Consider the following 22786-nt stretch of genomic DNA (forward strand, 5'->3'; position numbering starts at 1 on the left):
AAAGGAGTCAGCCGGCGTTGTCTTGTGCTTTGGATGGACGGCCTGCTGTGTCAGCCGACGTTCCATTCCTGATGCTTCTCGGCTTCGGCCGCAGCGATCCGGCGTTGCTCCTCGGCGGCGAGCTGAATGTTGGTTCGTGTCCAGACCACCTTGAGCCAATGGAACGTCAAGAACACGACGGCAAACCATCCGATGATCAGCCCGATCGACGGTCCTGCCACATTGAAACCGGCGGGAATGGTCTGACGCGACCAGACGGCCATCATGCCGAGAGCGCTCGCCACGGCACTGCCGGCGAGTGCGACCCAGGCCAGACTCCAACGCCGCGTGACCAGCGCGAGCATCGAGAATCCGATGCCGAAGATGACGACGAACCACACGAACAAGCGTGAGAACAGTGCAATCCGTTCGGTTTCCGCGTCCTGGTTGTACGCGAGCACATCCCAGCCGTTCGCAACTCCCGCATGGGGCAGGGCAAGGGTGCCGACCAGCACGAGCACCGCAACCGCGACAACCATGGCGCGCACACCTGGATCGATTTCTCCCGCGACCTTGCGTTCCGCGTCGTCGAGATCCTTGCGGTAGCCCTCGAAGGCGTCGTCGCCCGGCTGTGGTGTCGTGTTCTCGTGTTGCGAGGTCATGCGTTGCATCCCATCTGGACGGGTTGTGGGGCCGGGGCACCGATCTTCGGTAGTCCGAGACCTACACCGATGGGCGGGGTCTTGGGTGTGATGCCCTTTTCGAACGAATCACCGGCGCGGGTCCGACGGTGCGTGAGCACTCCGTCATCTGCCACGAGGTGATGAGGGGCTCCGTGGGTGACGACGACCGTCACCACGTCACCGGGTCGGATTGTGCCGTCGAGGTTTCCCTCGGGGCGGAAATGCACCAGGCGGCCGTCTCGCGCGCGACCACTGAGTCGTTGAGTCGCCGCGTTCTTCCGACCCTCCCCTGCTGCCACCAAGAGTTCGACCTCGGTGCCGACGAGCTTGCGATTTTCCTCGATGTTCACTTCTTCCTGAACGGCGAGCAATCGCATGTAGCGTTCCTGGACAACCTCTTTGGGAAGCTGATCGGCCATCTCCGCCGCCGGCGTCCCCGGGCGCTTGGAGTACTGGAAGGTGTAGGCGTTGGAGAATCGCGCCTTACGCACGACGTCCAGCGTCTCCTCGAAATCCTCCTCCGTCTCCCCCGGGAACCCGACGATGATGTCCGTGGTGATGGCGGCGTGCGGCATTGCGGCGCGCACCTTCTCGATGATCCCGAGGTACTTCGACTTGCGGTACGAGCGCTTCATCGCTTTGAGAACCTTGTCCGAACCGGACTGCAACGGCATGTGCAGCTGCGGGCAGACGTTGGGAGTGGTTGCCATCGCTTCGATGACGTCGTCGGTGAATTCTGCCGGGTGCGGCGATGTGAACCTCACCCGTTCGAGGCCGTCGATGTGTCCACATGCCTTCAAGAGGGAGGCGAAGGCTCCGCGATCGCGCGGTTGTTCCGGATCGGCGAACGACACGCCGTAGGCATTGACGTTCTGTCCGAGCAGGGTTACTTCCGAGACACCCTCGTCGACGAGTGCCTGCACCTCGGCCAGGATGTCGCCGGGACGTCGATCCACTTCCTTGCCACGCAGGGCCGGAACGATGCAGAACGTACACGTGTTGTTGCAGCCCACCGATATGGAAACCCAACCTGCATAAGCAGATTCGCGTTTGGCTGGCAGTGTCGAGGGAAACGCCTCGAGCGCGTCGAGGATTTCGACCTCGGCGCGCTGATTGTGACGCGCACGATCGAGCAGCGCGGGAAGCGAGCCGATGTTGTGAGTGCCGAAGACGACGTCGACGAACGGCGCCTTCTTGACGACGGTGTCACGATCCTTCTGCGCCAGGCACCCGCCGACCGCGATCTGCATGTCGGGGTTCGCCTCCTTGTTCGGGGCGAGCTGGCTGAGGTTGCCGTACAACTTGTTGTCCGCGTTCTCGCGGACCGCACACGTGTTGAAGACGACAAGATCAGGATCGGTTCCGGTCTCCGCCTTCGAATACCCGGCGTCCTCGAGCAGACCGGACAGTCGCTCGGAATCGTGGACGTTCATCTGACATCCGTACGTCCGCACCTCGTAGGTGCGAACAGACTTCGCAGTCGGCTCCGGAACTGCAGTCGGCTCCGGAAGTGCAGGGGACATTTCGTCGATCAGTGACACGCTTCAGCCTAGCTCACGTCCACTACGACGTGTAATAACGCCCTGATAAACAGCCGAAACGCGACATAAACGTCGTCACAGTAAAATTTCCATTACATATGGCAAGAACCATGGCGAAATCACGGGCGTCGACGCAAACTACGCCTAAGGTTCTCGTTTATGACCCAAGCCGACGATGCGACGACGCCGACCACCTCCGGCGATTCCACATCCATGATTTCGATGACCTCGGTGAACAAACACTTCGGGGAACTTCACGTCCTGCAAGAGGTCAATCTCGAGGTACCCAAGGGCCAAGTGGTGATCGTCCTTGGTCCGTCGGGCTCCGGTAAGTCGACTCTGTGCCGCACCATCAATCGCCTGGAACCCATCGACTCGGGCACTATCGCCGTCGACGGCAAGACGCTCCCCGAGGAGGGCAAAGCACTTGCCGCACTTCGTGCCGACGTCGGGATGGTCTTTCAGTCCTTCAACCTGTTCGCACACAAGACGATCCTCGAGAACGTCATGCTCGCACCGATGAAGGTCCGCAAGGCGAAGAAGGACGAAGCCAAGAAGACGGCGCAGGCATTGCTCGAGCGCGTCGGTATCGCCAATCAGGCCGACAAGTACCCGGCGCAGCTTTCCGGCGGTCAGCAACAGCGTGTCGCGATTGCTCGCGCTCTTGCGATGCAGCCGAAGGTGATGTTGTTCGACGAGCCCACCTCCGCTCTCGACCCTGAGATGGTCAACGAAGTCCTCGACGTCATGACCTCCCTCGCGAAGGAAGGCATGACCATGCTCGTGGTCACGCACGAGATGGGATTCGCCCGCAAAGCCGGCGATCGTGTGCTGTTCATGGCTGACGGCCAGGTCGTCGAAGACACCACGCCCGAAGAGTTCTTCACCCATCCCAAGTCGGATCGGGCCAAGGACTTCCTCGGCAAGATCCTCACTCACTGATCACAGTCCCCTCCGACAGTCCTGTCCTCGTCCACAAGACAACTTGCTCGACTGCACCGTTCACCTCGGCTGCACCGTTCATCTCGACTGCACCGTTTGCATGTCGACAACTGAGAGGATCTTCATGAAGATCAATCGCTCCGTCCGTTTCGGAATCGGAATCATGGCTATCGCGTTCGCTGCCACGGCTTGTGGTGGAGGAGAAGAAAAGAGCGCATCGCAGAGTGCTGCCGACGGAACGCTCACCGTCGGTATCAAGTTCGATCAGCCCGGCCTCGGTCAGCGCAATCCGGACGGCACCTTCTCCGGCTTCGACGTCGAGGTAGCCCGGTACATCGCCAACGAACTCGGCGTGAAGCCCGAAGGAATCACCTTCAAGGAATCACCGTCAGCCCAACGCGAGACCCTGATCCAGAACGGCGAGGTCGACTACATTGTGGCCACCTACTCGATCACCGACGCACGCAAGGAAAAGGTCGGCTTTGCCGGTCCGTACTTCATCGCCGGCCAATCGCTGCTCGTTCGCTCCGACAACACCGACATCACCGGTCGCGATTCTCTCAGCGGCGGCAAGAAACTCTGCTCGGTGACTGGCTCCACTCCGGCTCAGAAGGTCAAGGACTCCGTACCTGACGTCCAACTTCAGGAGTTCGACACCTACTCTGCTTGTGTCGAAGCACTGCGCAACGGCGCTGTCGACGCAGTCACCACCGATGACATCATCCTCGCTGGTTTTGCCGCACAGTACCCCGGCCAGTTGAAGGTCGTCGGAGAACCGTTCACAACGGAAAACTACGGCGTCGGCCTGGCCAAGGACGATTCCGAGACCCGCGGCAAGATCAACGACGCCATCGAGAAGATGATCTCCACCGGCGCATGGGAAGAAGCCTTCAACAACACCGTTGGCGCTTCGGGCTACCCCATCCCGGCGCCGCCCACCGTTGATCGTTACTGACCTGCTTTTTTCACCGTCAATCTCGCTGCGGCTCCCACTTCGGGAGCCGCAGCGCGTGACGCCACCAACGGAGATCCCGTGATCTGGGGAGACGGCAAGTGAACCTTCTGAGCAAGTACGGCGACCAGCTTCTGGAAGCCTTCTGGACCACGATCCAGCTGACATTTTTCTCCGCGATCGGCGCTGTCATCATCGGTGTGCTGATCGCGGCGATGCGCGTGTCACCGGTCCCGGTCGCCCGATTCCTGGGCGCCGCGTACGTGACCGTGTTCCGCAATACCCCCCTCACACTGATTCTGTTTTTCTGTCTGTTCGGTCTTTCGCAGACGCTCGGAGTCAACCTCGCCAAGTCGGATTCGCCGACTTTTCTGGTGGACAACAACTTCCGACTCGCCGTACTCGGCCTCAGTGTCTACACCGCCGCGTTCGTGTGTGAGTCACTTCGATCGGGAATCAATACCGTTCCGGTCGGCCAGGCCGAAGCGGGCCGATCACTCGGTCTGTCGTTCGCACAAAATCTTCGGCTGATCGTCCTGCCTCAGGCATTTCGCGCGGTCACAGCACCGCTGGGTAGCGTGCTGATCGCACTGACCAAGAACTCGACCATCGCCGCGGTGATCGGCGTATCCGAAGCCTCAGCGCTGATGAAGAAGATGATCGAAAACGAAGCGGCGATCTTTGTCGTCGGTGGAATCTTCGCTGTCGGTTTCGTGATCCTGACACTTCCCATGGGCTTGATCTTCGGCAAGCTGAGCAAGCGATTCGAGGTTTCACGATGAGCAACCGCGCAACAGTCCTCTACGACGCGCCAGGTCCGAGAGCGCGAAATCTCTACCGATTCGCGTCCCTTGTCGTCGCTGCACTCATGGTCGCAATCGGTTACGTCATCTACCGCGCACTCGACGAAAAGGGCCAGCTGACAGCAGCGAAGTGGGATCCGTTCCTCGAATCCACGTCGTGGACAACGTATCTGATACCCGGCATCCGGGGAACGCTGATCGCGGCTGCGATGTCCATCGTCTTCGCGCTCATCCTCGGTTCTGCCCTGGGTATCGGTCGACTCTCCGAGCACAACATCATTCGGAAGATCTGCGGCGTCATCGTCGAATTGTTCCGCGCGGTACCGGTGCTGATTCTGATGATCTTCTCGTATCAGGTGTTTGCCGAATACGAAGTCTTCAAGTCGAAGTACCTCGCACTCGCCGCAGTCGTGGTGGGCTTGACCCTGTACAACGGTTCCGTGATCGCCGAGATCGTCCGCGCCGGAATCAACTCACTCCCCCGTGGGCAAAGTGAGGCCGCCAAGGCACTTGGCATGCGCAAGACGCAGATCATGGTGACAATCCTGCTCCCCCAAGCGGTTACCGCCATGCTCCCGGCCCTGATCTCGCAGATGGTCGTGGCGCTGAAGGACTCCGCCCTCGGTTACCTGATCGGGTATGTCGAGTTGGTGCGTCAGGCCCAACAGCTCGGCACCTTCTACGGAAACTTCTTGCCGGCGCTCATCGTGGTCGCAGCGATCATGATCGCTCTCAACTCGGCTCTGACCTTCCTGGCAACCAAGGTGGAGAAGCGCCTGCGTTCGGGAAAGCGAAAGGGCAAGGGCCCCATCGCGGCGCCGTCCGCCGACCCCGCCGTTTCGGTTCCGGGCATGGACTTGACCAAGCCGTGAGCTGATCGACCTGCTGTTGTACTGACACGAGGAGCGGGGTGCGTCACCGAATTCGGTGACACACCCCGCTCCTGGTATTAGTTGCCTACGGCATTGTTTGCCTACGACTCGGAGGCAGCCATCTCGGCCTTGACCACCTCGTACGACATCCCAGCTGAATATCCCTTGCGTGCCAGCATCGAGACCAGTCGACGCGTGGCCTTGTCGCGATCATCGACGGGCTTGTTCTTCAGCTTCCGCCGAACCAGCTCCGCTGCTCGCTCGCGTTCATCTTCCGGATCGATCTGTGACAACGCTTCGGAAGCGGTGTCCTGGTCGATTCCTTTGAGCCGCAACTCGACTGCAAGCGCACGCTTTCCCTTGCCCGAGTACGTATGCCGCGAATGAACCCACTGGTTCGCGAAGTCTGCGTCGTCGATCAACCCGATTTCTTGGAGTCGATCGAGGACCTTGGCAATGATCTCGGGCTCGAAGCCGCGCACGCTCAGCTTTGTTTCCAGCTCGGAACGACTGCGCGCCCGGTCGGTCAGGAGGCGTAGGCAAGCATCTTTGGCCTGCGCCTCCGTCCCACCTTCTGCGCGTTGCGACGGCTTCTCGGATCGTTGACGGGATCGACGCCGAGGAGCGCCGTACTCTTCACGAGCATTCTCGCCGTTGTCACCGTCGTCGAAGCTCATGACTGAACTCAGAAGTCGGCGGGAGCTTCGTCGGTTGCAGTGACGTCAGCACCGATACCGAGCTTTTCCTTGATCTTCTTCTCGATCTCGTCACGGATATCGGTGTTCTCCAGCAAGAACTTACGAGCATTTTCCTTGCCCTGACCCAACTGGTCGCCTTCGTAGGTGTACCAGGAGCCGGACTTGCGGATGAACCCGTGCTCGACACCCATGTCGATGAGCGAGCCTTCCTTGCTGATGCCCTGGCCGTAGAGAATGTCGAACTCGGCCTGCTTGAACGGCGGCGCGACCTTGTTCTTGACGACCTTGACGCGAGTGCGGTTACCCACTGCGTCGGTACCGTCCTTGAGAGTTTCGATACGACGGATGTCGAGGCGGACCGAAGCGTAGAACTTCAGTGCCTTACCACCGGTGGTGGTTTCGGGAGAACCGAACATCACACCGATCTTCTCGCGAAGCTGGTTGATGAAGATGACGGTGGTGCCCGAGTTGTTCATGGCACCGGTGATCTTGCGCAGCGCCTGGCTCATCAGTCGAGCCTGCAAACCGACGTGGCTGTCACCCATCTCGCCTTCGATCTCGGCGCGAGGAACAAGAGCGGCCACGGAGTCGATCACGACGATGTCGAGGGCGCCTGAACGGATCAGCATGTCGGTGATTTCGAGGGCCTGCTCACCCGTGTCCGGCTGCGAGACCAGGAGTGCATCGGTATCGACGCCCAGCTTGGCTGCATAGTCGGGATCGAGTGCGTGCTCCGCGTCGATGAACGCCGCGATGCCGCCGTTGGCCTGAGCATTGGCAACTGCGTGCAGTGCCACGGTGGTCTTACCCGAGGACTCCGGGCCGTAGATCTCGATGACGCGGCCACGCGGCAGTCCGCCGATACCCAGCGCGACGTCGAGCGCGATGGAACCGGTGGGAATGACGGCGATGGGCTGGCGGACACCCTCACCCAGGCGCATCACCGAACCCTTGCCGAAGTTCTTGTCGATCTGCGCCAACGCGAGGTCGAGTGCCTTGTCCCGATCAGGTGCCTGTGGTGCCATCGTGATCCCCATCCTTGTTTCAGTCTTCAGTGCCTGCCTGAGCAGACTCCGTCTCTTCAGCGCCTGCCTGAGCCGACCCTGTTGGTGTGTTGCGATCAGAGTAGATCCGGCCACCGACAGACTTTTCGATCTTGCTTTAGCGCTTGTCGATCACCGCGTTTGTAGGTCACCGCGTTTGTAGAACATCGAAAGTTCGCAGTTACCAAAGAAGCGTCACCACCGAACAGGTTCAGCATAGACGAACACGTGTTCGAACAGAAGATGGGAGACGTTCGACACGCCGAAGAATCAGCGGCGGGCGGGTGGTACGTCGAACTCCACACAGAGCGCACGCCACACCTCGCGAGGCTCCCAGCCTGCTTCGACGGCCTCCGCGGCAGTCATTCCGTCGAGACTCTGGAGTACATGGTCGATCAGCATCGAGTCGCCTCGTACCTGTCCGAACTCTTCGCGCACCATTTCATGAAATTCGGTCAACCGCACAGCCGCCACCGTAGTCCACAGAGCGGTGCACCTGCATTCAGGCGCAACGTGCTCACGCCGTCACACCTCCGTTGACCACCTGTCGGCACACCGCCACCGGATCGGTGACCTGCGACGCAGTCGCGGCAGCCGCTCTCGCAGCTTCCGCGAATCGTTTGTCGGAGAGCACCTGCAGTACGGCATCGCGAATCGAGCGGGCATCTGCGGGCCGCACGATCACCGACGTCCCTGCCCGCGCAGCGCGATTGGCCAACTCCCACTGGTCCCCGCCCCCGGGAACGACGACCGTCGGCACGCCGGCCAGCAGGGCCTTCGCCAACATGCCGTGCCCGCCGCCACATACCAACACCGACGCGTCACGCAGCATCGCGTCCTGGCGTCCGAGACCTGCACGAACCCAATCGGGATGCTCACCTTCGGCTCCGTCGAGCATCGACGCGATCAGCCGCACACCGGCTCCGCCGAGTCCTTCGACCGTGCCCTCGAACATTCCCACTGCGCCGGTGTGCGCCGTGGAGGGCGCCACCATAACCAGCGGTTCGTCACCTGGCGGTGGATCCAGAATCACCTCGGTCGGCTCCCACAGAAGCGGTCCGACGACGTGAGCGCGCTCCGGCCAGTCGGGGCGAGGCACTTCGAGTGCCGGAAGTGTTGCGATCAGCCGCGCTTGCGGACCGGGATCCAGAGCGGGCAGTCCGACACCGACACGGGCCTGGGATCGCTGGGCCAACCCTTGCTTGATCGAACGTCCCGTCGCTGCGCGCATCAGGGTATCGCGGAGTCGACCACGAATTCCGACGCCGGGAGCGAGCCCACTGCCGATCGGCGGCAACCCCCGTGAAGGTGAGTACAGCGGGTGAGGCGAGAGTTCCACCCAGGGGATGCCAAGTCTTTCGGCGGCCAATCCGCCTCCGGCAGTGAGGATGTCGGAAACGACGAGATCCGGGGAGACGGACTTCAGGTCGGGAAGCAGTTCGGTGGAAATATAGGCGGCGCGCGAATGAATCCGAGCACCTGCATCAAGATCGTCGTCTCCCGGCCGCGGGGCCAAGCCCTTGAGCGGCTCGGCTTCCACGCCGGCTGCTCGCGCTGCCTCGACCCACCGGGTCCCCGTGTACAGGATCGGTTCGTCGCCGGCCTGGATCAACGCCAGCGACAACGCTATTGCGGGAAAAGCATGACCCGGGTCCGGCCCGGCAACAACGGCTACACGCACCGGATCAGAGTGTCACACCGAGTGAAAGGCCTGTTCCGCCGCACCCAGTGCGCGTTCGCGATCCGAAGCCACCAATCCGATTCTCGTCCTGCGATCGAGGACGTCGTCGACGTCGAGGGCGCCTTCATGCGACACCGCGAAATCGAACTCGGCACCGCAGATCTCCAAGTCCGCAACCGACCGGAGACGATCGCCGCTCGCCGCGGCAACGACCTCGGCCTCGGTGCCGTATCGCGCCACCAATGACGCGGGTGCCTTGATCTTCTTCAATTCCGCCGGTGATGCAGCGCCTACCAGCGGCAACGCGCGTGTCCGACATGCCCCGGCGCTCAGCGACCCGACCTCGACCGCAGCGTCGACGGCGTCTTCGGCCATCTTGCGGTACGTCGTGAGTTTTCCGCCTACCACCGTGACCAAGCCCGAGTCCGAACGGACTACAGCGTGATTGCGCGAGAGGTCGGCCGTCGAGCCTTCACCGGTGTCCAGCAGCGGACGCAGACCCGCGAAGGTCCCCAAGACGTCCCCACGGGTCAGCGGAGCTTCCAACGCCGTGTTCACGGTGTCGAGCAGGAAGTCGATCTCGTCCTCGGACGCCGTCGGTACGTCTGGCACCGGCCCCGGCGCTGCTTCGTCGGTCAACCCGAGGTAGATCCGGCCGAGCTGCGCGGGCAGGGCGAAGACGAAACGGTTGGTCTCGCCGGGAATCGGCACGGTCAGTGCTGCCGTGGGGTTCCCCAATCGCGCTGCATCGAGCACCAGGTGCGTCCCGCGGCTTGGGCGCAGGGTGATGCTGGAGTCGACCTGATCAGCCCAGACACCGGTCGCATTGACCACGACGCGGGCACGCATCAAGAACTCGGATCCGGTCAACTCGTCGCGCAAGGTGGCCGACGTTCCGGATACGTCGTAAGCACCGACGCGCGTCAGGATTCGCGCGCCGTGCGACGCTGCGGTTCTGGCGATACCGACGACGAGGCGGGCGTCGTCGATGAGCTGCCCGTCGAACGCGGTCAAGGCGCCTCGTAGGTTTTCCCGCTTGACCGCGGGAGCCAATTCGCGCGCCCGCGCAGCGCTGACCGTCCGTGATCTGGGCAGCACCGAAGCCGGGGTTCGCGCCGACATGCGCAGAGCGTCACCGGCCAGGAAACCGGTACGCACCAGGGCCTTCCCGAAGAACGACGTTTCGGGCAACAGCGGTACGAGTTGAGGCATGGCGCGAACGAGGTGCGGCGCGGTGCGCGTCATGAGAATGCCGCGCTCGACCGCACTTTCACGCGCTATACCGACATTGCCGGAAGCCAGGTACCGAAGGCCGCCGTGTGCCAGTTTCGAACTCCAGCGGCTGGTGCCGAACGCGAGGTCGTGCTTTTCGACCAGCGCAACACTGAGTCCACGAGTCACGGCGTCGAGAGCGACACCGACACCGGTGATTCCGCCGCCGATCACCAGGACGTCGACCGAATCGCCGTTCGCCAACTGCTCGAGTTCACGAGTACGCCGTTGTGCGTTGAGCGCTGAATCGCTGCCTGCTGAATCTAGGGGGCTCACAGCTATTCTCCCGAATTCTTGACGGGTGCCAGATAAGCAGCGACCGCATATCGAAGTTGCTCGACCGACGCATCGGAGGAAAGCTCCGGCTCGAGAGTCGGCGCAGAAATGACGACGGACTGAGCCATCAGTAGAACCATCGCCGCGATCTCGTTGACGCTTCCCTCGCGAATCGAACCATCCTGTTGGCCGGTCGCGACAACGGACGTGATCAGCTCGAGAATCGACTTCTGGCTCGCGCCGAGCCGGTCCACGATGTAGGTCGTCAGCAATTCTTGATCAGCTTGCCGAATTTTCACGAAGAGCGGATGGTCGCGAATCTGGCCGACGACGTCACCGATCGCCTCCACGAGCAACGTGCCCGCAGACCCGTTGAAGGTCACCTCGGGCAGCACCGATCGGATCTCCCGGGTGAGCAGGTCCGCGACGACAGCTCGCGTGTCCGGCCATCGCCGGTAGACCGTCGGTCGGCTCACGCCGGCCCGACGCGAGATCTCGGCAAGTGTGGTTCGCTGCATTCCGAAATCGAGGACACACGACCTTGCTGCGTCGAGAATCACGTCGTCGATCTCGCGGCTGGGGATGCGCTGACCATCTGCCTTGCGAGGGGCAATTGAGTCATCTGCGTTACGGATTACCATCGTGTGTAACACAATACCGGACAAGTCACCGGTAATCCCGTCGGGACTTGCGATTTCTCTCGCTCAGAGATCATCAGAAATAGTACAACTCGAAACCAACTGCTCGCTCGGCGTCGAAACCAGGCTTCCGTCCGCTGACCATGTCGATCTGTGCACGCGCCTGTTCCCGGATCGGCGTGGAACTCAGCGCCGCCAGATATCGCGCATGTTCCGCGAGCGAATCCACGGCGCGATCGACCGTCGACGTCACGTCGACGCAGTGTGTGGGAGTCATCGTATTGACCGCAACCCATCGAACACCGGGCCACGGCGCCAGTCCCTGCGCCGTCAATGAGGGAAAGATCCATTCGTTTGCTGCGTCGGCAGTTGCGTCGAGGACGCTGATCCCGAGTGCACGGTGATCTGCGCTGTTCAGATAGCCGGGGCCCCAGGTGTGGGAGAAGTTCATCGTCACCACCAATTCCGGACGGTGGCGGCGAATTGCTGCGGCGAGAGTCGAGCGCAACTCCAAGCCTTCCACGAGACGACCGTCGGGCAGGCCGAGGAACTCCACCTCACCGACACCGACGATCGCGGCCGAGCGACGCTCTTCTTCCTCGCGGATCGGGCCGGACTCTTCGGGCGACAGACCGGCGATTCCGGCCTCGCCGCGCGTGGCCAGGACATATCGCACGTCTTTGCCGCGATCGGTCCACTGCGCCACTGCTGCGGCTGCGCCGTATTCGATGTCATCGGGATGCGCCACGATGACAATCGCGCGCTGCCAGTCCTCGGGGAAGTTTTCCATAGGGCAGATCTTGCCCGTCAGAACCGCGAAGCGGGCGAATTGTCGTCACTTCCCGACATCGCCTTCACCAGGAAGTAGATTCCGAAGCCGACAGCGCCGACCACCAGAACCCAGAAAAGCCCCTTGATCAGCGCACCGACCACCGCGAGTGCGACCCACACCAGTACGACGGCCAAAACGATCTTCCAAAACATGCTTACCTCCAACGTGCCGTTGAATAATCAGTCGAATCGGACAGGTGCTGCGTCGTCCGTAGAACCAGCCTGACAGGTCTGGCGTGACAAAGCAGCAGCTCAGCGGCAAGTTCAGGTAAAGATCAGGGTTCACCCCGAGACCGGCCCTCACGCAGGTCAGGTGTCCAACCCATGGGAGCTTGCTCCTGGCGTAAACTCGCGAAGTTCGATCCCGTATGCCGAAGGAGCACGTCCGCAGTGTCTACGACCCGTTTCCCCGCTCGCGATCTCGCGCATGTAGCTGTCTTCGCCGCACTCATCATCGCGCTGGGCCTACCCGGGTCGATCAACATCGGCATTTCCGGCGTGCCGATCACCCTTCAGTCCATGGGCGTCATGATGGCCGGCGCTCTACTCGGACCGCGCAAGGGTGTTCTCGCCGTCCTGACGGTCATTGCTCTGGGATTGGTCGGTCTACCGGTCCTTGCCGGCGGTCGCACCGCACTCGTGTCTCTCTCGAGCCCGACAGCCGGATTCCTCATCGGTTGGATCCCGACGGCGTTTGTCATCGGATGGCTGACCGCCAAGATGCTGCCCAAGTACCGGATCATCGCGGGCATCGGCATCAACCTTCTCGGCGGCGTCGTCGTTCTCTACGCGTTCGGCATCGTAGGAATGATGGTCCGCGGACACATGAGCTTCGTTGCCGCATGGTCAGCCAACGCCGCCTTCATCCCGCTCGACGCCGCAAAAGCGGTCGTCACCGCGTTGGTCGCGTCCCAGGTTCACCGGGCATACCCGGCACTACTGCGCGACTCGGTGATCTCGTCGAACAAGACCGTGGTGGCGAATTAATCTCCGATGAGTGAGATCGTCTTCGAGAACGTCGGACACAGCTTCGGTGAACGAACGGTCCTTCAGCAGATAGATCTGCGACTGAGCGAACAGCGAATCGGGATCGTGGGTGCGAACGGAAGCGGCAAGTCGACGCTCGCTCGCATGATCAACGGACTGGTCGTTCCAACGGAAGGACACGTCCACGTCAACGGCTTGGACACGGCGAAGAAGGGCCGCGACGTACGCAAGCAGGTCGGATTCGTCTTCACCGATCCCAACCACCAGATCGTGATGCCGACGGTTGCCGAGGACATCGAATTCTCGCTCCGACGTAGCGGATTGGGCAAAGCCGAGCGCGCCGCAAAGGTGGCCTCGGTGCTCGAACGCTACGGCCTCGCCGGGCACGCCGACCATCCCACCCACCAGCTTTCGGGCGGGCAGAAACAGCTCCTCGCGCTCGCGGCCATCATGGTGACGGAACCGAACGTACTCGTCGCCGACGAACCCACCACGCTCCTCGACCTTCGCAACTCTCGGCTGATCAGCTCGGTATTCGAGTCACTCGATCAGCAACTGATCGTCGTGACCCACCAACTCGATCTCCTCGAGTCCTTCGAACGGGTGTTGGTCGTCGACCAAGGCCGCGTCGTCGCTGACGGCTCCCCCGCCGACTCCATCGATCACTACCGGTCGTTGGTCTCGTGACCACTCTCGGCGTCTACCGTCCGGGCCGCTCACTCCTGCACCGGATGCCGACGGGGATCAAGCTCTTCGCCTTGGTCGTGGCCATCCTCGCCGTCTCGATCTTCGTGCGCGAGCCGTGGCAACTGGCAGCTCCCACGATCGTCGTTGTGGCCCTGTACGCGATTGCGCGCATTCCTCCGATGACTGCAATCCGGCAGCTGCGTCCGGCGCTGTGGATGTTGCTCTTCATCGGGGCGTTCCAGCTGGTAGTCGCGGGATGGCAGCGAGCGGCCGTCGTTTGCGGGGTTCTGATCATTTCGATCGCCTTCGCGGCGATCATGGGTCTGACCACACGGATCTCCGAGATGCTCGACGCGATCACCAGATTTCTGACACCCTTGCGACGCTTCGGCGTCAATCCCGAACGGATCGCCTTGCTCCTCGCAATGACGATCCGGTGTATCCCGCTGATGTTCGAGGTCATCACACAGGTGTCCGAGGCACGCAAGGCGCGAGGGCTCGGATTCTCGCTGCGATCCTTCGCAGTGCCGGTCATCGTCGGCACCCTGATGACCGCGGACGCAATGGGCGAAGCATTGGCGGCCCGCGGCGCCGACGACTGAGATGTCGAACAGTGTGCATCGATCAGGCGCGAGAGCCGATCAGTTGTACTTGCGGGTGATGTCGTCCACCTCGCCGATGGCGTCGGCAAGCGCCGAGAGCCGCTCGGCGGCCGCGTGCAGCGCCGAAAGCTCTCGGTTGAATCCCACGAGCGCCGACGGGCTGTGAGGCGCTGTCAGAGCAGCTGCCGAAGTCACCAGATCCTCGTACTGATCCAACCCCGACTGCAACTCACGGACTGCGCCGTCGATGGTGGGATCAAGAGGTTCGGTTACCTTCGGCGTCGCGGCCACAGCGCGTTCCATCGCGACGACATCCGAAGACACCGCGAACATCGCTCTCAGTGCCGAATCGGCGGTAACAGTGATTTCGTCCAACTCACCGGGGTCGATGGTGTCGGCGCGTCTGAGCACACTCAAGATCTCGAACAGCGAAGTCTCGGCGCCGATGAGGCGAGACATCGGGATGAACGCGCGAGACGACGACGGTGGCAAGCGCCGGCGAATCGGCGCCGACGGCGGTGGGCCGGAACTCATCGAACGGTAACGGCCGACCGCGATGACGGCGGGAACCGCGAACAGTGCCGCTCCCCCGCCTGCCACGACCACCGACCACTCGGGGGCCGACGCAACAGCAAGGCCGGCCGTGCCGACCACTGATCCGCCGGACATGAAACCCCAACGCTGAGCGCGTCGACGTGCACGGGCACGTTTGCGCTCGAATTTGGCGCGCGGGTCCTGCCACCGCCGAGCGGCATCCGCCGCAGACAGTCCGACCTCGCGCAATGTGTCCGCGGTGCGTCCCAACGCTCCGAAGGCGCCGGATACGGAAACGGGAACGGCCGACCGGGGCTCGCGCCCAGATCGACCGTCTCGTGAAGAAAACATCAGAGCATCACTGCCGACATCGAGGATTCGGCTACTGCCCGGTCTGACCGGCAGCCGGGGGCTGCTTCTCGACGGACGGAGTCGCAGGAGTGGCTGCTGCGCCGCCGGAAGGCAGTGCCTCGCCCTTCATGGAAGCACGAATCTGCTCGAGGCGACTGTGCCCTGCCATCTGGACCGAGGCCTGCTGGACCTCCATCATGCGGCCTTGAACGGAGTTCTGGGCGAGCTCGGCAGAGCCGAGTGCGTCGGCGTAACGCCGCTCGATCTTGTCGCGCACAGCATCGAGGCTGGGTGTGTTGCCGGGAGCCGACAGCGTGCTGTCCATGGACCGAAGGGACTCGCTCACGCGCTCCTGCATCTTGGCCTGCTCCAGCTGGCTGAGCAGCTTGGTGCGCTCGGCAACCTTTGCCTGCAGAGTCATCGCGTTCTGCTCGACAGCCTTCTTGGCCTGAGCGGCGGCCTGCAAGGACTGGTCGTGCAGTGCCTTCAGATCTTCGACGCCCTGCTCGGCCGTCACCAACTGGGCCGCAAAAGCTTCGGCAGCGTTGGTGTACTGGATCGCCTTGTCGTTGTCGCCGGCAGCAGCGGCCTGATCGGCGAGGTTGACGGCCTGGCGCGCGTTGGCGTTGAGCTTTTCGACCTCGTCGAGTTGACGGCTGAGCTTCATCTCGAGTTGACGCTGATTACCGATCACCGACGCAGCCTGCTGGGACAACGCCTGATGCTGGCGCTGTGCGTCCTCGATCGCCTGCTGAATCTGAACCTTTGGATCTGCCTTCTCATCGATCTTCGAATTGAAGAGCGCCATCAGGTACTTCCAGCCCTTGACGAAAGGATTAGCCATTGGTTTGATCCTGCCTCCATCTGATGCGCCGCGCCGAACGCGACCCGGAGCGCGACCGTCGCGCACCGAAACAAGGGCTGCGCCCTATCTGCTCTGACCCCACCTGCTGGAAACCGGCGGTTACGTACAAAATCTATCGGTTACGGCCGGTAGTGGCTACGCCGCCGCCAACCTTCGAGCGTTCGGTGCCGGAATCACGACGCGGGTGTCGCGTGCGATAGTCGGCGAACCAGAAGCCGAGACAGAGCCGGAAGCAGACACGGCAGGTTCGGCAACCTGCCGACCAGCTACCGGAGCGCTCTTCTTCGTGGCCAGGGTCTCGCTCACGTCGACCAGCACGTCGGACAGTGGGACTGCGAGCGCATCACAGATCGCCGCCAACAATTCGCTCGATGCTTCCTTACGCCCACGTTCCACTTCGGACAGATAGCCCAAGCTCACACGCGCGCTGTTCGACACCTCACGTAGCGTGCGGCTCTGCGAAACGCGCGTACGCCGGAGACTGTCACCGATTGCCTCACGCAATAGCAGCGCCATCTCGCTCCTCCTTCATCCGTGACCTCATCGTGCATGGTCGTACGTCTTCACAATCGTCAACGTCCGAACACATCCGATTGGTTCCCGAGCCTATCGTGCCGCACGCTCTGCGACACGATCACGTAACCGCGACACGGCAGTTGCGACTGCGGTTGTCCGAATCTCCCACCGTTCGCCGCCGAGCGCGAGCGGTACGCATTCGGTTCCGTCCGGGCCGGCGATACCGAGAAACACCGTTCCGACCGGGTGTCCGTCCTGCTCACTCGGACCGGCGACTCCGGTCAGTCCGATACCCCAGTCGGCGCCGCACCTCGTCCGGGCGCCGAGCGCCAAAGCCACGGCGGTGCTCTCGGACACGGGGCCGTCCGTTGCCAGACGCTCGGGATCCACGCCCGCCAGCGTCGCTTTCAAGTCGGTCGCATACACGACCAGGCCCCCACGCAGCACCGCGCTCGACCCCGGCACGGACGCGACCGCAGCCGTGAACAATCCAGCCGTCAGAGATTCGGCGGCGGCGACAGTCTGCCTCGCGGCGCCAAGGGCGTCGACGAGTTCGACCACTCCGAGTGCGAGCAGCGGGTCCGTCATGACTCGACTGCGCGAACTCCGGCGCGAAGCCTGATCGCCTGCACGATGTATTCGATTCCCGTCGCCACCGTCAGCACGACGGCAGCAGCCATCAGCAATCCGCTGACGATGTCCCAACTGCTCGGCAGCGGGCAGAGGTAGAACCCGATCGCGACGGCCTGCACGAGGGTCTTGAGCTTGCCGCCCTTGCCCGCCGGGATGACCGCGTGCCGCAGTACCGCGAACCGCAACAGCGTGATTCCGAGTTCTCTGGCGATGATCACTCCGGTCACCCACCACGACAGGTCACCGAGAACCGAAAGACCGATCAGCGCGGCGCCGATCAGTGCCTTGTCCGCGATCGGGTCCATGAGTTTGCCGAAATCGGTGACCAGACCGTACTTCCGAGCCAATTGGCCGTCGATCCGATCCGTGATCGCGGCGACGATGAACACGCCCATTGCCCCGAGACGCCACCACGTCGAGTGTCCGCCGTCGACGAACAGAACAACGAGAAAAACCGGAACGAGAACCATTCGGACCATCGTGAGAATGTTCGCGATGTTCAGCAACGGAACCGGGTTGTCCGCGACAGGTGTGCCGTCGGACGGGCCGACGGCGGCGCGATGGGCGTCGGTCTGATCGCGCGGGGTACTCATCGGATCACCGCACAGGCGGTGAGCCGAACCCGGGACAAAGCCGAGCGGCGCGGGAATTGCGTGGGGCGGACAGGCACGCGACTTAGAATATCGGTAGGGCCATTGACTAATGTGCACCACATGACTTCGACCGCGCCGACCTATACCGAGAGCCAGTTGATCGTGCGTCGCGCGCGAACGTCGGACATCCCCGAAATCAAGCGTCTGATCGACATCTACGCCGGCAAGATCCTCCTCGAGAAGAATCTCGTGACGCTGTACGAGGCAGTCCAGGAGTTCTGGGTCGCCGAGCGAGGCGGCCAGGTAATCGCTTGCGGCGCACTGCATGTGCTGTGGGCGGACCTGGGTGAGATCCGCACCGTCGCAGTCGATCCGACTGCCAAAGGCCAGGGCGCAGGTTTCCACGTCGTCGACAAACTCATCGAGGTCGCCAAGGAATTGGAGTTGGAACGGTTGTTCGTTTTGACGTTCGAGACCGAGTTCTTCCACCGTCACGGATTCGCAGAGATCGACGGCACCCCCGTCACCGCCGAGGTCTATGCGGAAATGTGTCGGTCCTACGACGCCGGCGTCGCCGAGTTCCTCGATCTGAGCTATGTGAAACCCAACACACTCGGCAATACTCGCATGCTCCTGACTCTCTGAACCGTTCAGACTCTTCACACACCACCATCTCGATCACCAGCCCCGAAAGCGGTTCACGATGTCGTTGTTCCTCGTCGAATACACCTACGCGCCCGAGAAGAACGCTCAGCGCGACGAAGTCCGTAGCGATCACCGCGCGTGGCTCGCGGATCTGGTTTCCCGCTCGATCGTCTTGTCATCCGGCCCGTTTGCAGATGGAAACGGCGCGCTGATCATCGTCGACGCCGCAGACGCCGACACCGTTTCCCTCCTCTTCACCCACGATCCGTTCGCGATCGCCGATTTGATCGAGAAGGTCCGGATCACCGAGTGGGTTCCGGTGTTGGGTCAGTTCAGCGCCTGAGAGCCCCGGCCCCGGCTTACTCCCCCGCCCGGGCGCGAGTCTTCAACAGGCTCGCGACCGTCGTCACCGCCAATACTCCGATGATCACTCCGAGTGAGAGTGCCGTGGAGATTTCCGGGACGGAGACGTGTTCACCTCCGTTGACGAACGAGAGGGTGTTCTCGTGCAACGCGTGAAGTACCAATTTCACACCGATGAACGCCAGGATTATCGAGAGCCCGTACGAGAGATAGACCAGCCGTTCGAGCAACCCACCGATCAGGAAGTACAGCTGCCGTAGACCCATCAGCGCGAAGGCGTTGGCGGTGAACACCAGATACGGTTCCTGGGTCAGACCGTAGATCGCCGGAATCGAATCGAGCGCGAAGAGCACGTCGGCAAACCCGATTGCGATGAGCGCCAACAACAACGGTGTCACGACGCGCTTGCCGTCGATCCGGGTGATCAGTTTGTCCCCGTCGTATTCCTCGGTTGTCGGCAGCACCCGCTTCACGAGTGAGATGATGCGACTGTCGCGCTTCTCCTCGGCTTCCTTCTCATGCCCGTGATCGCGGATCAGGGTGTACGCGGTGTAGATCAGGAACGCACCGAAGAGGTAGAACACCCAGCTGTACGCATTGATGGCGGCCGCACCGACTCCGATGAAGATTCCGCGCATCACCAATGCGAGGACGATACCGATCAGCAGGACTTTCTGCTGGAACTCTCGCGGGACGGCGAACGTCGACATGATGATCACGAAGACGAACAGATTGTCGACCGAGAGCGCCTTCTCCGTGACGTAGCCGGCGAAGTACTCACCGCCGTACGTGGTGCCCCAGATCCACATCACGACGAGGCCGAAGACGATGGCGATCGAAATGTAGACCGTCGACCAGAATGCGGACTCCCGGAAGGTCGGCGCATGCGGAGTGCGGACGTGGGCGAAGAAGTCGAAGACGAACAGGCCGAGGATCACCACGATCGTGATTCCCCAAGCCAACGGCGTCACATGCACGGGTTCCTCCGGTCGTCTGTCGACGGCTTCTCCGCCGAGGTGTCCCTACTCGTCTGCAGGTGCCTCATCCGGGTCGCCGCCGCGTATCGACCACAGCAGACCGTCGAGCTCCTCGGGCTTCATGAGCACCTCGCGTGCCTTCGAGCCCTCGCTGGGTCCGACGACGCCGCGGTTTTCCATGAGGTCCATCAGTCTGCCGGCCTTGGCGAACCCGACTCGTAGCTTGCGCTGCAACATCGACGTCGAACCGAATTGACTCGTGATGACCAATTCCACGGCCTGCAGGAGGACATCCATGTCGTCGCCGATGTCGGGGTCGACGTCTTTCTTCTCCCCTGCCTTCTGTGCGGTGACACCTTCGGTGTACTCGGGCTCGGCCTGGTTTTTCGCGAAGTCGACAACCGCCGAGATTTCCTCGTCGGTGATGAACGCGCCCTGCATACGGGTCGGCTTACCCGCGCCCATGGGCAGGAACAGGCCGTCACCCATACCGATGAGCTTCTCGGCGCCGGGCTGATCGAGGATGACTCGCGAGTCCGTCAGTGAAGACGTCGCGAACGCCAGACGCGAAGGCACGTTGGTCTTGATCAGGCCGGTGACGACGTCGACGGACGGGCGCTGCGTTGCCAGCACCAGGTGGATACCGGCAGCACGGGCTTTCTGCGTGATGCGGACGATTGCTTCTTCGACGTCGCGCGGCGCGGTCATCATGAGGTCTGCCAGCTCGTCCACGATCGCGAGGATGTAGGGGTACGGACGGTAGACGCGCTCGCTGCCCAGCGGGGCGGTGATTTCGCCGGACTTGACCTTGGAGTTGAAGTCGTCGATATGACGCACCCGGTTGGCCTGCATGTCCTGGTAGCGCTGTTCCATCTCCTCGACCAACCAGGCCAGCGCTGCCGCTGCCTTCTTCGGCTGAGTGATGATCGGCGTGATCAGGTGCGGGATACCTTCGTACGGCGTGAGCTCGACCATCTTGGGGTCGATGAGGATCATCCGTACTTCTTCCGGCGTTGCTCGGGTGAGCAACGAGACGAGCATCGAGTTCACGAAGCTCGACTTACCCGAGCCGGTCGAGCCTGCCACCAGAAGGTGGGGCATCTTCGCGAGGTTCGCACTGACGAAGTCACCTTCGATGTCCTTACCCAGACCGATCACCAGCGGATGGTGATCGCGTCGGGTGCTCGGCGCGTTCAAAACGTCGGCGAGGCGGACCATTTCGCGGTCGGAGTTCGGTACCTCGATACCCACCGCGGACTTACCCGGAATGGGGGCCAGGAGGCGGACGTTGTCGGTTGCCACGGCGTACGCGATGTTGCGGGCGAGCGCGGTGATCTTCTCGACCTTCACGCCTGGGCCGAGTTCGACCTCGTAGCGCGTCACCGTCGGTCCGCGGGTGAAACCGGTAACAGCGGCATCGATCTTGAACTGTTCGAGGACTTCGCTGATCGCCTCGATCATCGCGTCGTTCGCAGAACTGCGGAGCTTGGGTGGGTCTCCCTCGATCAGCAACGTCGTCGGCGGGAGGTTGTAGTCGCCGTCGGTGACCCGATCGGTGACGAAGTGTTCCTTCTCCTCCGGCTCCGGTTCGGGTTTCGGCACGGGCTTGGCGATGGGGACCGAACGCGCAGGCACCTTGGGGCGCGGTGCCGGCGTCTCCACGACGGGCGCTGCCGCAGCCGCGACGGGCTCGTCGGGTACTGCGGTGTCGTCGGCGTTCCACAGACCGAGGACTTCGGTCTTCTTGTCTCCGGATTCGAACTCGTCCGTCGGGTAGTTGTCGATCGGTGCGCGTCGGCTGGTCCGCTTGGCGGGCTTGAGCGGCGGCTCGGCGTAGGTGTCGACCGGGTAGCCGTCGGCGTCGAACAGTGAAGGATCGTAAGCAGATTCGCCGTAGTGGTGCTCACCGTCCTCGTCGAATTCGGATCCGTAGTCGCCGTATTCATCCGAGCGATACGAGGCGCCGAAGAAGGACTGGAACTTGCTCGGCACCTCACGCAGAGTCGTTCCGGTCAGAAGGAGGATTCCGAATCCGGCGGCGATGACCAGCAGCGGCGCAGACAGCCAGACGGTGAGCCCGTTGGTGAGCGGGCCGCCCACGACGTATCCGACAAACCCTGCGCCGTTGGAGCGACCGGTGGCGTCTGTCGGTGAACCCGAGATGATGTGCCAGAGGCCGAGCGCCGGCAGACCGACCAGCAAGGATCCCATGATCAGTCGGGGCCGGATCTCAGGTTTCGGTTCGGTGCGCATCAACAGGATCGCGAGGCCGACGCCGACGATGGGGAGCACGGCCGAGGCCGCGCCGAAGATCGCCCGCACGAGGGTGTCGATGCCGCCGCCGATCGGACCACCGGCCTTGAACCAGACGCCACCGGCGATGACGACGCTGAATGCGATCAGGCCGAGCGCTATTCCGTCGCGGCGGTGGCCGGCTTCGATCTCGCCGACCTTACTGACGGTGCGTGTGGTAGCGCCGACGCCGCGGGCAGCCAGGGACCACCCGGCTCCGATTCCCTTGCCCACAGCGGCCAACGGGCTGGCCCGCTGAGAGGTTTTCGATACCGGGCGGCGCGCGGCCGACGACGTACCGGACGCCTTCTTGGGCGCCGGCTTGGAGCCTTTGCCCGACGCGGGGCGCCCACCAGCCCTGGCCGAAGTCGTGACATTTCGAGGAGTCGATACGGTTCGCGTGGTGCGCGAGGCACGAGGTTTTGCGGTTGCGCGCGCGCTCGGAGTAGAGGCTGACGACCTGGTCGATGCCCTGGACGTAGACGTGCTTGTACTGGATCCCCGGGCGCTCGACTTACCTGCCATGGAGT

The 22786-nt window shown here is 62.5% G+C and carries 26 protein-coding genes; 9 read left to right on the forward strand and 17 right to left on the reverse strand.

Annotated features, from left to right (window positions below; all coding sequences use genetic code 11):
* Positions 1-50: 50 nt before the first annotated feature.
* A complete protein-coding gene (locus AC1Q61_RS15755) occupies positions 51-641 on the reverse strand; it encodes an Rv2732c family membrane protein (protein WP_003942155.1) in 591 nt (196 codons plus the stop codon).
* Positions 638-2185, reverse strand: a complete 1548-nt coding sequence (miaB, locus tag AC1Q61_RS15760; protein WP_047271495.1) for a tRNA (N6-isopentenyl adenosine(37)-C2)-methylthiotransferase MiaB — start codon at positions 2183-2185, stop codon at positions 638-640. The genes AC1Q61_RS15755 and miaB overlap by 4 nt, the downstream gene beginning before the upstream one ends.
* A gap of 231 nt (positions 2186-2416) precedes the next feature.
* On the opposite strand from miaB, the gene gluA reads away from it, so the two are divergent.
* From gluA to AC1Q61_RS15780, 4 genes are all read left to right on the forward strand, one after another.
* Entirely contained in the window at positions 2417-3145 is a 729-nt protein-coding gene (gluA, locus tag AC1Q61_RS15765) for a glutamate ABC transporter ATP-binding protein GluA (RefSeq protein WP_007735175.1), read from the forward strand.
* Positions 3146-3269: 124 nt separating this feature from the next.
* Entirely contained in the window at positions 3270-4100 is an 831-nt protein-coding gene (locus AC1Q61_RS15770; RefSeq protein WP_003942146.1) for a glutamate ABC transporter substrate-binding protein, read from the forward strand.
* A gap of 98 nt (positions 4101-4198) precedes the next feature.
* The gene (locus AC1Q61_RS15775; protein WP_492651063.1) at positions 4199-4879 is read left to right on the forward strand and encodes an amino acid ABC transporter permease; all 681 of its coding nucleotides are present in this window, start codon (positions 4199-4201) and stop codon (positions 4877-4879) included.
* Complete coding sequence (locus tag AC1Q61_RS15780) at positions 4876-5772, forward strand: amino acid ABC transporter permease (protein WP_007735172.1); 897 nt, start codon at positions 4876-4878, stop codon at positions 5770-5772. Before AC1Q61_RS15775 ends, AC1Q61_RS15780 begins: the two co-directional genes overlap by 4 nt.
* Before the next feature lie 101 nt (positions 5773-5873).
* On the opposite strand, the gene recX is transcribed toward AC1Q61_RS15780, so the two are convergent.
* The 8 genes from recX to AC1Q61_RS15820 all read right to left on the reverse strand — a co-directional run bounded on the left by recX (position 5874) and on the right by AC1Q61_RS15820 (position 12376).
* Positions 5874-6449, reverse strand: coding sequence for a recombination regulator RecX (recX, locus tag AC1Q61_RS15785; protein WP_042922632.1), 576 nt, complete (start codon positions 6447-6449; stop codon positions 5874-5876).
* Between the two features lie 8 nt (positions 6450-6457).
* Positions 6458-7495, reverse strand: coding sequence for a recombinase RecA (gene recA, locus AC1Q61_RS15790; RefSeq protein WP_007735170.1), 1038 nt, complete (start codon positions 7493-7495; stop codon positions 6458-6460).
* A gap of 288 nt (positions 7496-7783) precedes the next feature.
* Entirely contained in the window at positions 7784-7978 is a 195-nt protein-coding gene (locus AC1Q61_RS15795) for a DUF3046 domain-containing protein (protein WP_003942185.1), read from the reverse strand.
* A gap of 52 nt (positions 7979-8030) precedes the next feature.
* The gene (locus AC1Q61_RS15800) at positions 8031-9194 is read right to left on the reverse strand and encodes a glycosyltransferase (RefSeq protein WP_042922631.1); all 1164 of its coding nucleotides are present in this window, start codon (positions 9192-9194) and stop codon (positions 8031-8033) included.
* Between the two features lie 12 nt (positions 9195-9206).
* Positions 9207-10742, reverse strand: a complete 1536-nt coding sequence (locus AC1Q61_RS15805; RefSeq protein WP_042922630.1) for a glycerol-3-phosphate dehydrogenase/oxidase — start codon at positions 10740-10742, stop codon at positions 9207-9209.
* A 2-nt stretch (positions 10743-10744) separates the two neighbouring features.
* A complete protein-coding gene (locus AC1Q61_RS15810; RefSeq protein ID WP_042922629.1) occupies positions 10745-11383 on the reverse strand; it encodes a TetR/AcrR family transcriptional regulator in 639 nt (212 codons plus the stop codon).
* A gap of 73 nt (positions 11384-11456) precedes the next feature.
* A complete protein-coding gene (locus AC1Q61_RS15815; protein ID WP_492651064.1) occupies positions 11457-12170 on the reverse strand; it encodes a PIG-L deacetylase family protein in 714 nt (237 codons plus the stop codon).
* A 17-nt stretch (positions 12171-12187) separates the two neighbouring features.
* Positions 12188-12376, reverse strand: a complete 189-nt coding sequence (locus AC1Q61_RS15820; protein WP_020907519.1) for a hypothetical protein — start codon at positions 12374-12376, stop codon at positions 12188-12190.
* 225 nt (positions 12377-12601) lie between these two features.
* Here AC1Q61_RS15820 and AC1Q61_RS15825 point away from each other — a divergent pair, with 225 nt between their 5' ends.
* Genes AC1Q61_RS15825 through AC1Q61_RS15835 form a run of 3 tightly spaced genes read left to right on the forward strand, consistent with a single transcriptional unit; the run spans position 12602 to position 14487 of the window.
* Positions 12602-13198 (forward strand): biotin transporter BioY, encoded by a 597-nt coding sequence (locus AC1Q61_RS15825; protein WP_007735162.1) that lies wholly within the window; start codon positions 12602-12604, stop codon positions 13196-13198.
* A gap of 6 nt (positions 13199-13204) precedes the next feature.
* Positions 13205-13885 (forward strand): energy-coupling factor ABC transporter ATP-binding protein, encoded by a 681-nt coding sequence (locus AC1Q61_RS15830; RefSeq protein ID WP_007735161.1) that lies wholly within the window; start codon positions 13205-13207, stop codon positions 13883-13885.
* Complete coding sequence (locus tag AC1Q61_RS15835; RefSeq protein WP_042922628.1) at positions 13882-14487, forward strand: energy-coupling factor transporter transmembrane component T family protein; 606 nt, start codon at positions 13882-13884, stop codon at positions 14485-14487. Before AC1Q61_RS15830 ends, AC1Q61_RS15835 begins: the two co-directional genes overlap by 4 nt.
* A gap of 39 nt (positions 14488-14526) precedes the next feature.
* On the opposite strand, the gene pspM is transcribed toward AC1Q61_RS15835, so the two are convergent.
* From pspM to pgsA, 5 genes are all read right to left on the reverse strand, one after another.
* The gene (gene pspM / locus AC1Q61_RS15840) at positions 14527-15372 is read right to left on the reverse strand and encodes a phage shock envelope stress response protein PspM (RefSeq protein ID WP_020907518.1); all 846 of its coding nucleotides are present in this window, start codon (positions 15370-15372) and stop codon (positions 14527-14529) included.
* 31 nt (positions 15373-15403) lie between these two features.
* Positions 15404-16216, reverse strand: a complete 813-nt coding sequence (pspA, locus tag AC1Q61_RS15845; protein WP_003942098.1) for a phage shock protein PspA — start codon at positions 16214-16216, stop codon at positions 15404-15406.
* Positions 16217-16372: 156 nt separating this feature from the next.
* On the reverse strand, positions 16373-16753 hold the full coding sequence (locus AC1Q61_RS15850) for a helix-turn-helix domain-containing protein (RefSeq protein ID WP_003942191.1): 381 nt from the start codon (positions 16751-16753) through the stop codon (positions 16373-16375).
* A 90-nt stretch (positions 16754-16843) separates the two neighbouring features.
* Complete coding sequence (locus AC1Q61_RS15855; protein WP_003942100.1) at positions 16844-17341, reverse strand: CinA family protein; 498 nt, start codon at positions 17339-17341, stop codon at positions 16844-16846.
* Entirely contained in the window at positions 17338-17979 is a 642-nt protein-coding gene (gene pgsA, locus AC1Q61_RS15860) for a CDP-diacylglycerol--glycerol-3-phosphate 3-phosphatidyltransferase (protein ID WP_003942125.1), read from the reverse strand. The genes AC1Q61_RS15855 and pgsA overlap by 4 nt, the downstream gene beginning before the upstream one ends.
* A gap of 120 nt (positions 17980-18099) precedes the next feature.
* Between pgsA and AC1Q61_RS15865 the strand changes: the two genes are divergently transcribed.
* Entirely contained in the window at positions 18100-18624 is a 525-nt protein-coding gene (locus AC1Q61_RS15865; protein WP_007735157.1) for an amino-acid N-acetyltransferase, read from the forward strand.
* Positions 18625-18682: 58 nt separating this feature from the next.
* Positions 18683-18967, forward strand: a complete 285-nt coding sequence (locus AC1Q61_RS15870) for a YciI family protein (protein ID WP_003942124.1) — start codon at positions 18683-18685, stop codon at positions 18965-18967.
* 16 nt (positions 18968-18983) lie between these two features.
* Here the strand turns inward: AC1Q61_RS15870 and AC1Q61_RS15875 are convergent, their stop codons facing one another.
* Together AC1Q61_RS15875 and AC1Q61_RS15880 are read right to left on the reverse strand one after the other, a co-directional pair.
* A complete protein-coding gene (locus AC1Q61_RS15875; RefSeq protein ID WP_492654892.1) occupies positions 18984-19964 on the reverse strand; it encodes a TerC family protein in 981 nt (326 codons plus the stop codon).
* Positions 19965-20009: 45 nt separating this feature from the next.
* Complete coding sequence (locus AC1Q61_RS15880; RefSeq protein WP_030535561.1) at positions 20010-22781, reverse strand: DNA translocase FtsK; 2772 nt, start codon at positions 22779-22781, stop codon at positions 20010-20012.
* Positions 22782-22786 lie beyond the last annotated feature (5 nt).

This window comes from Rhodococcus sp. MPR-R1B (assembly GCF_058793255.1).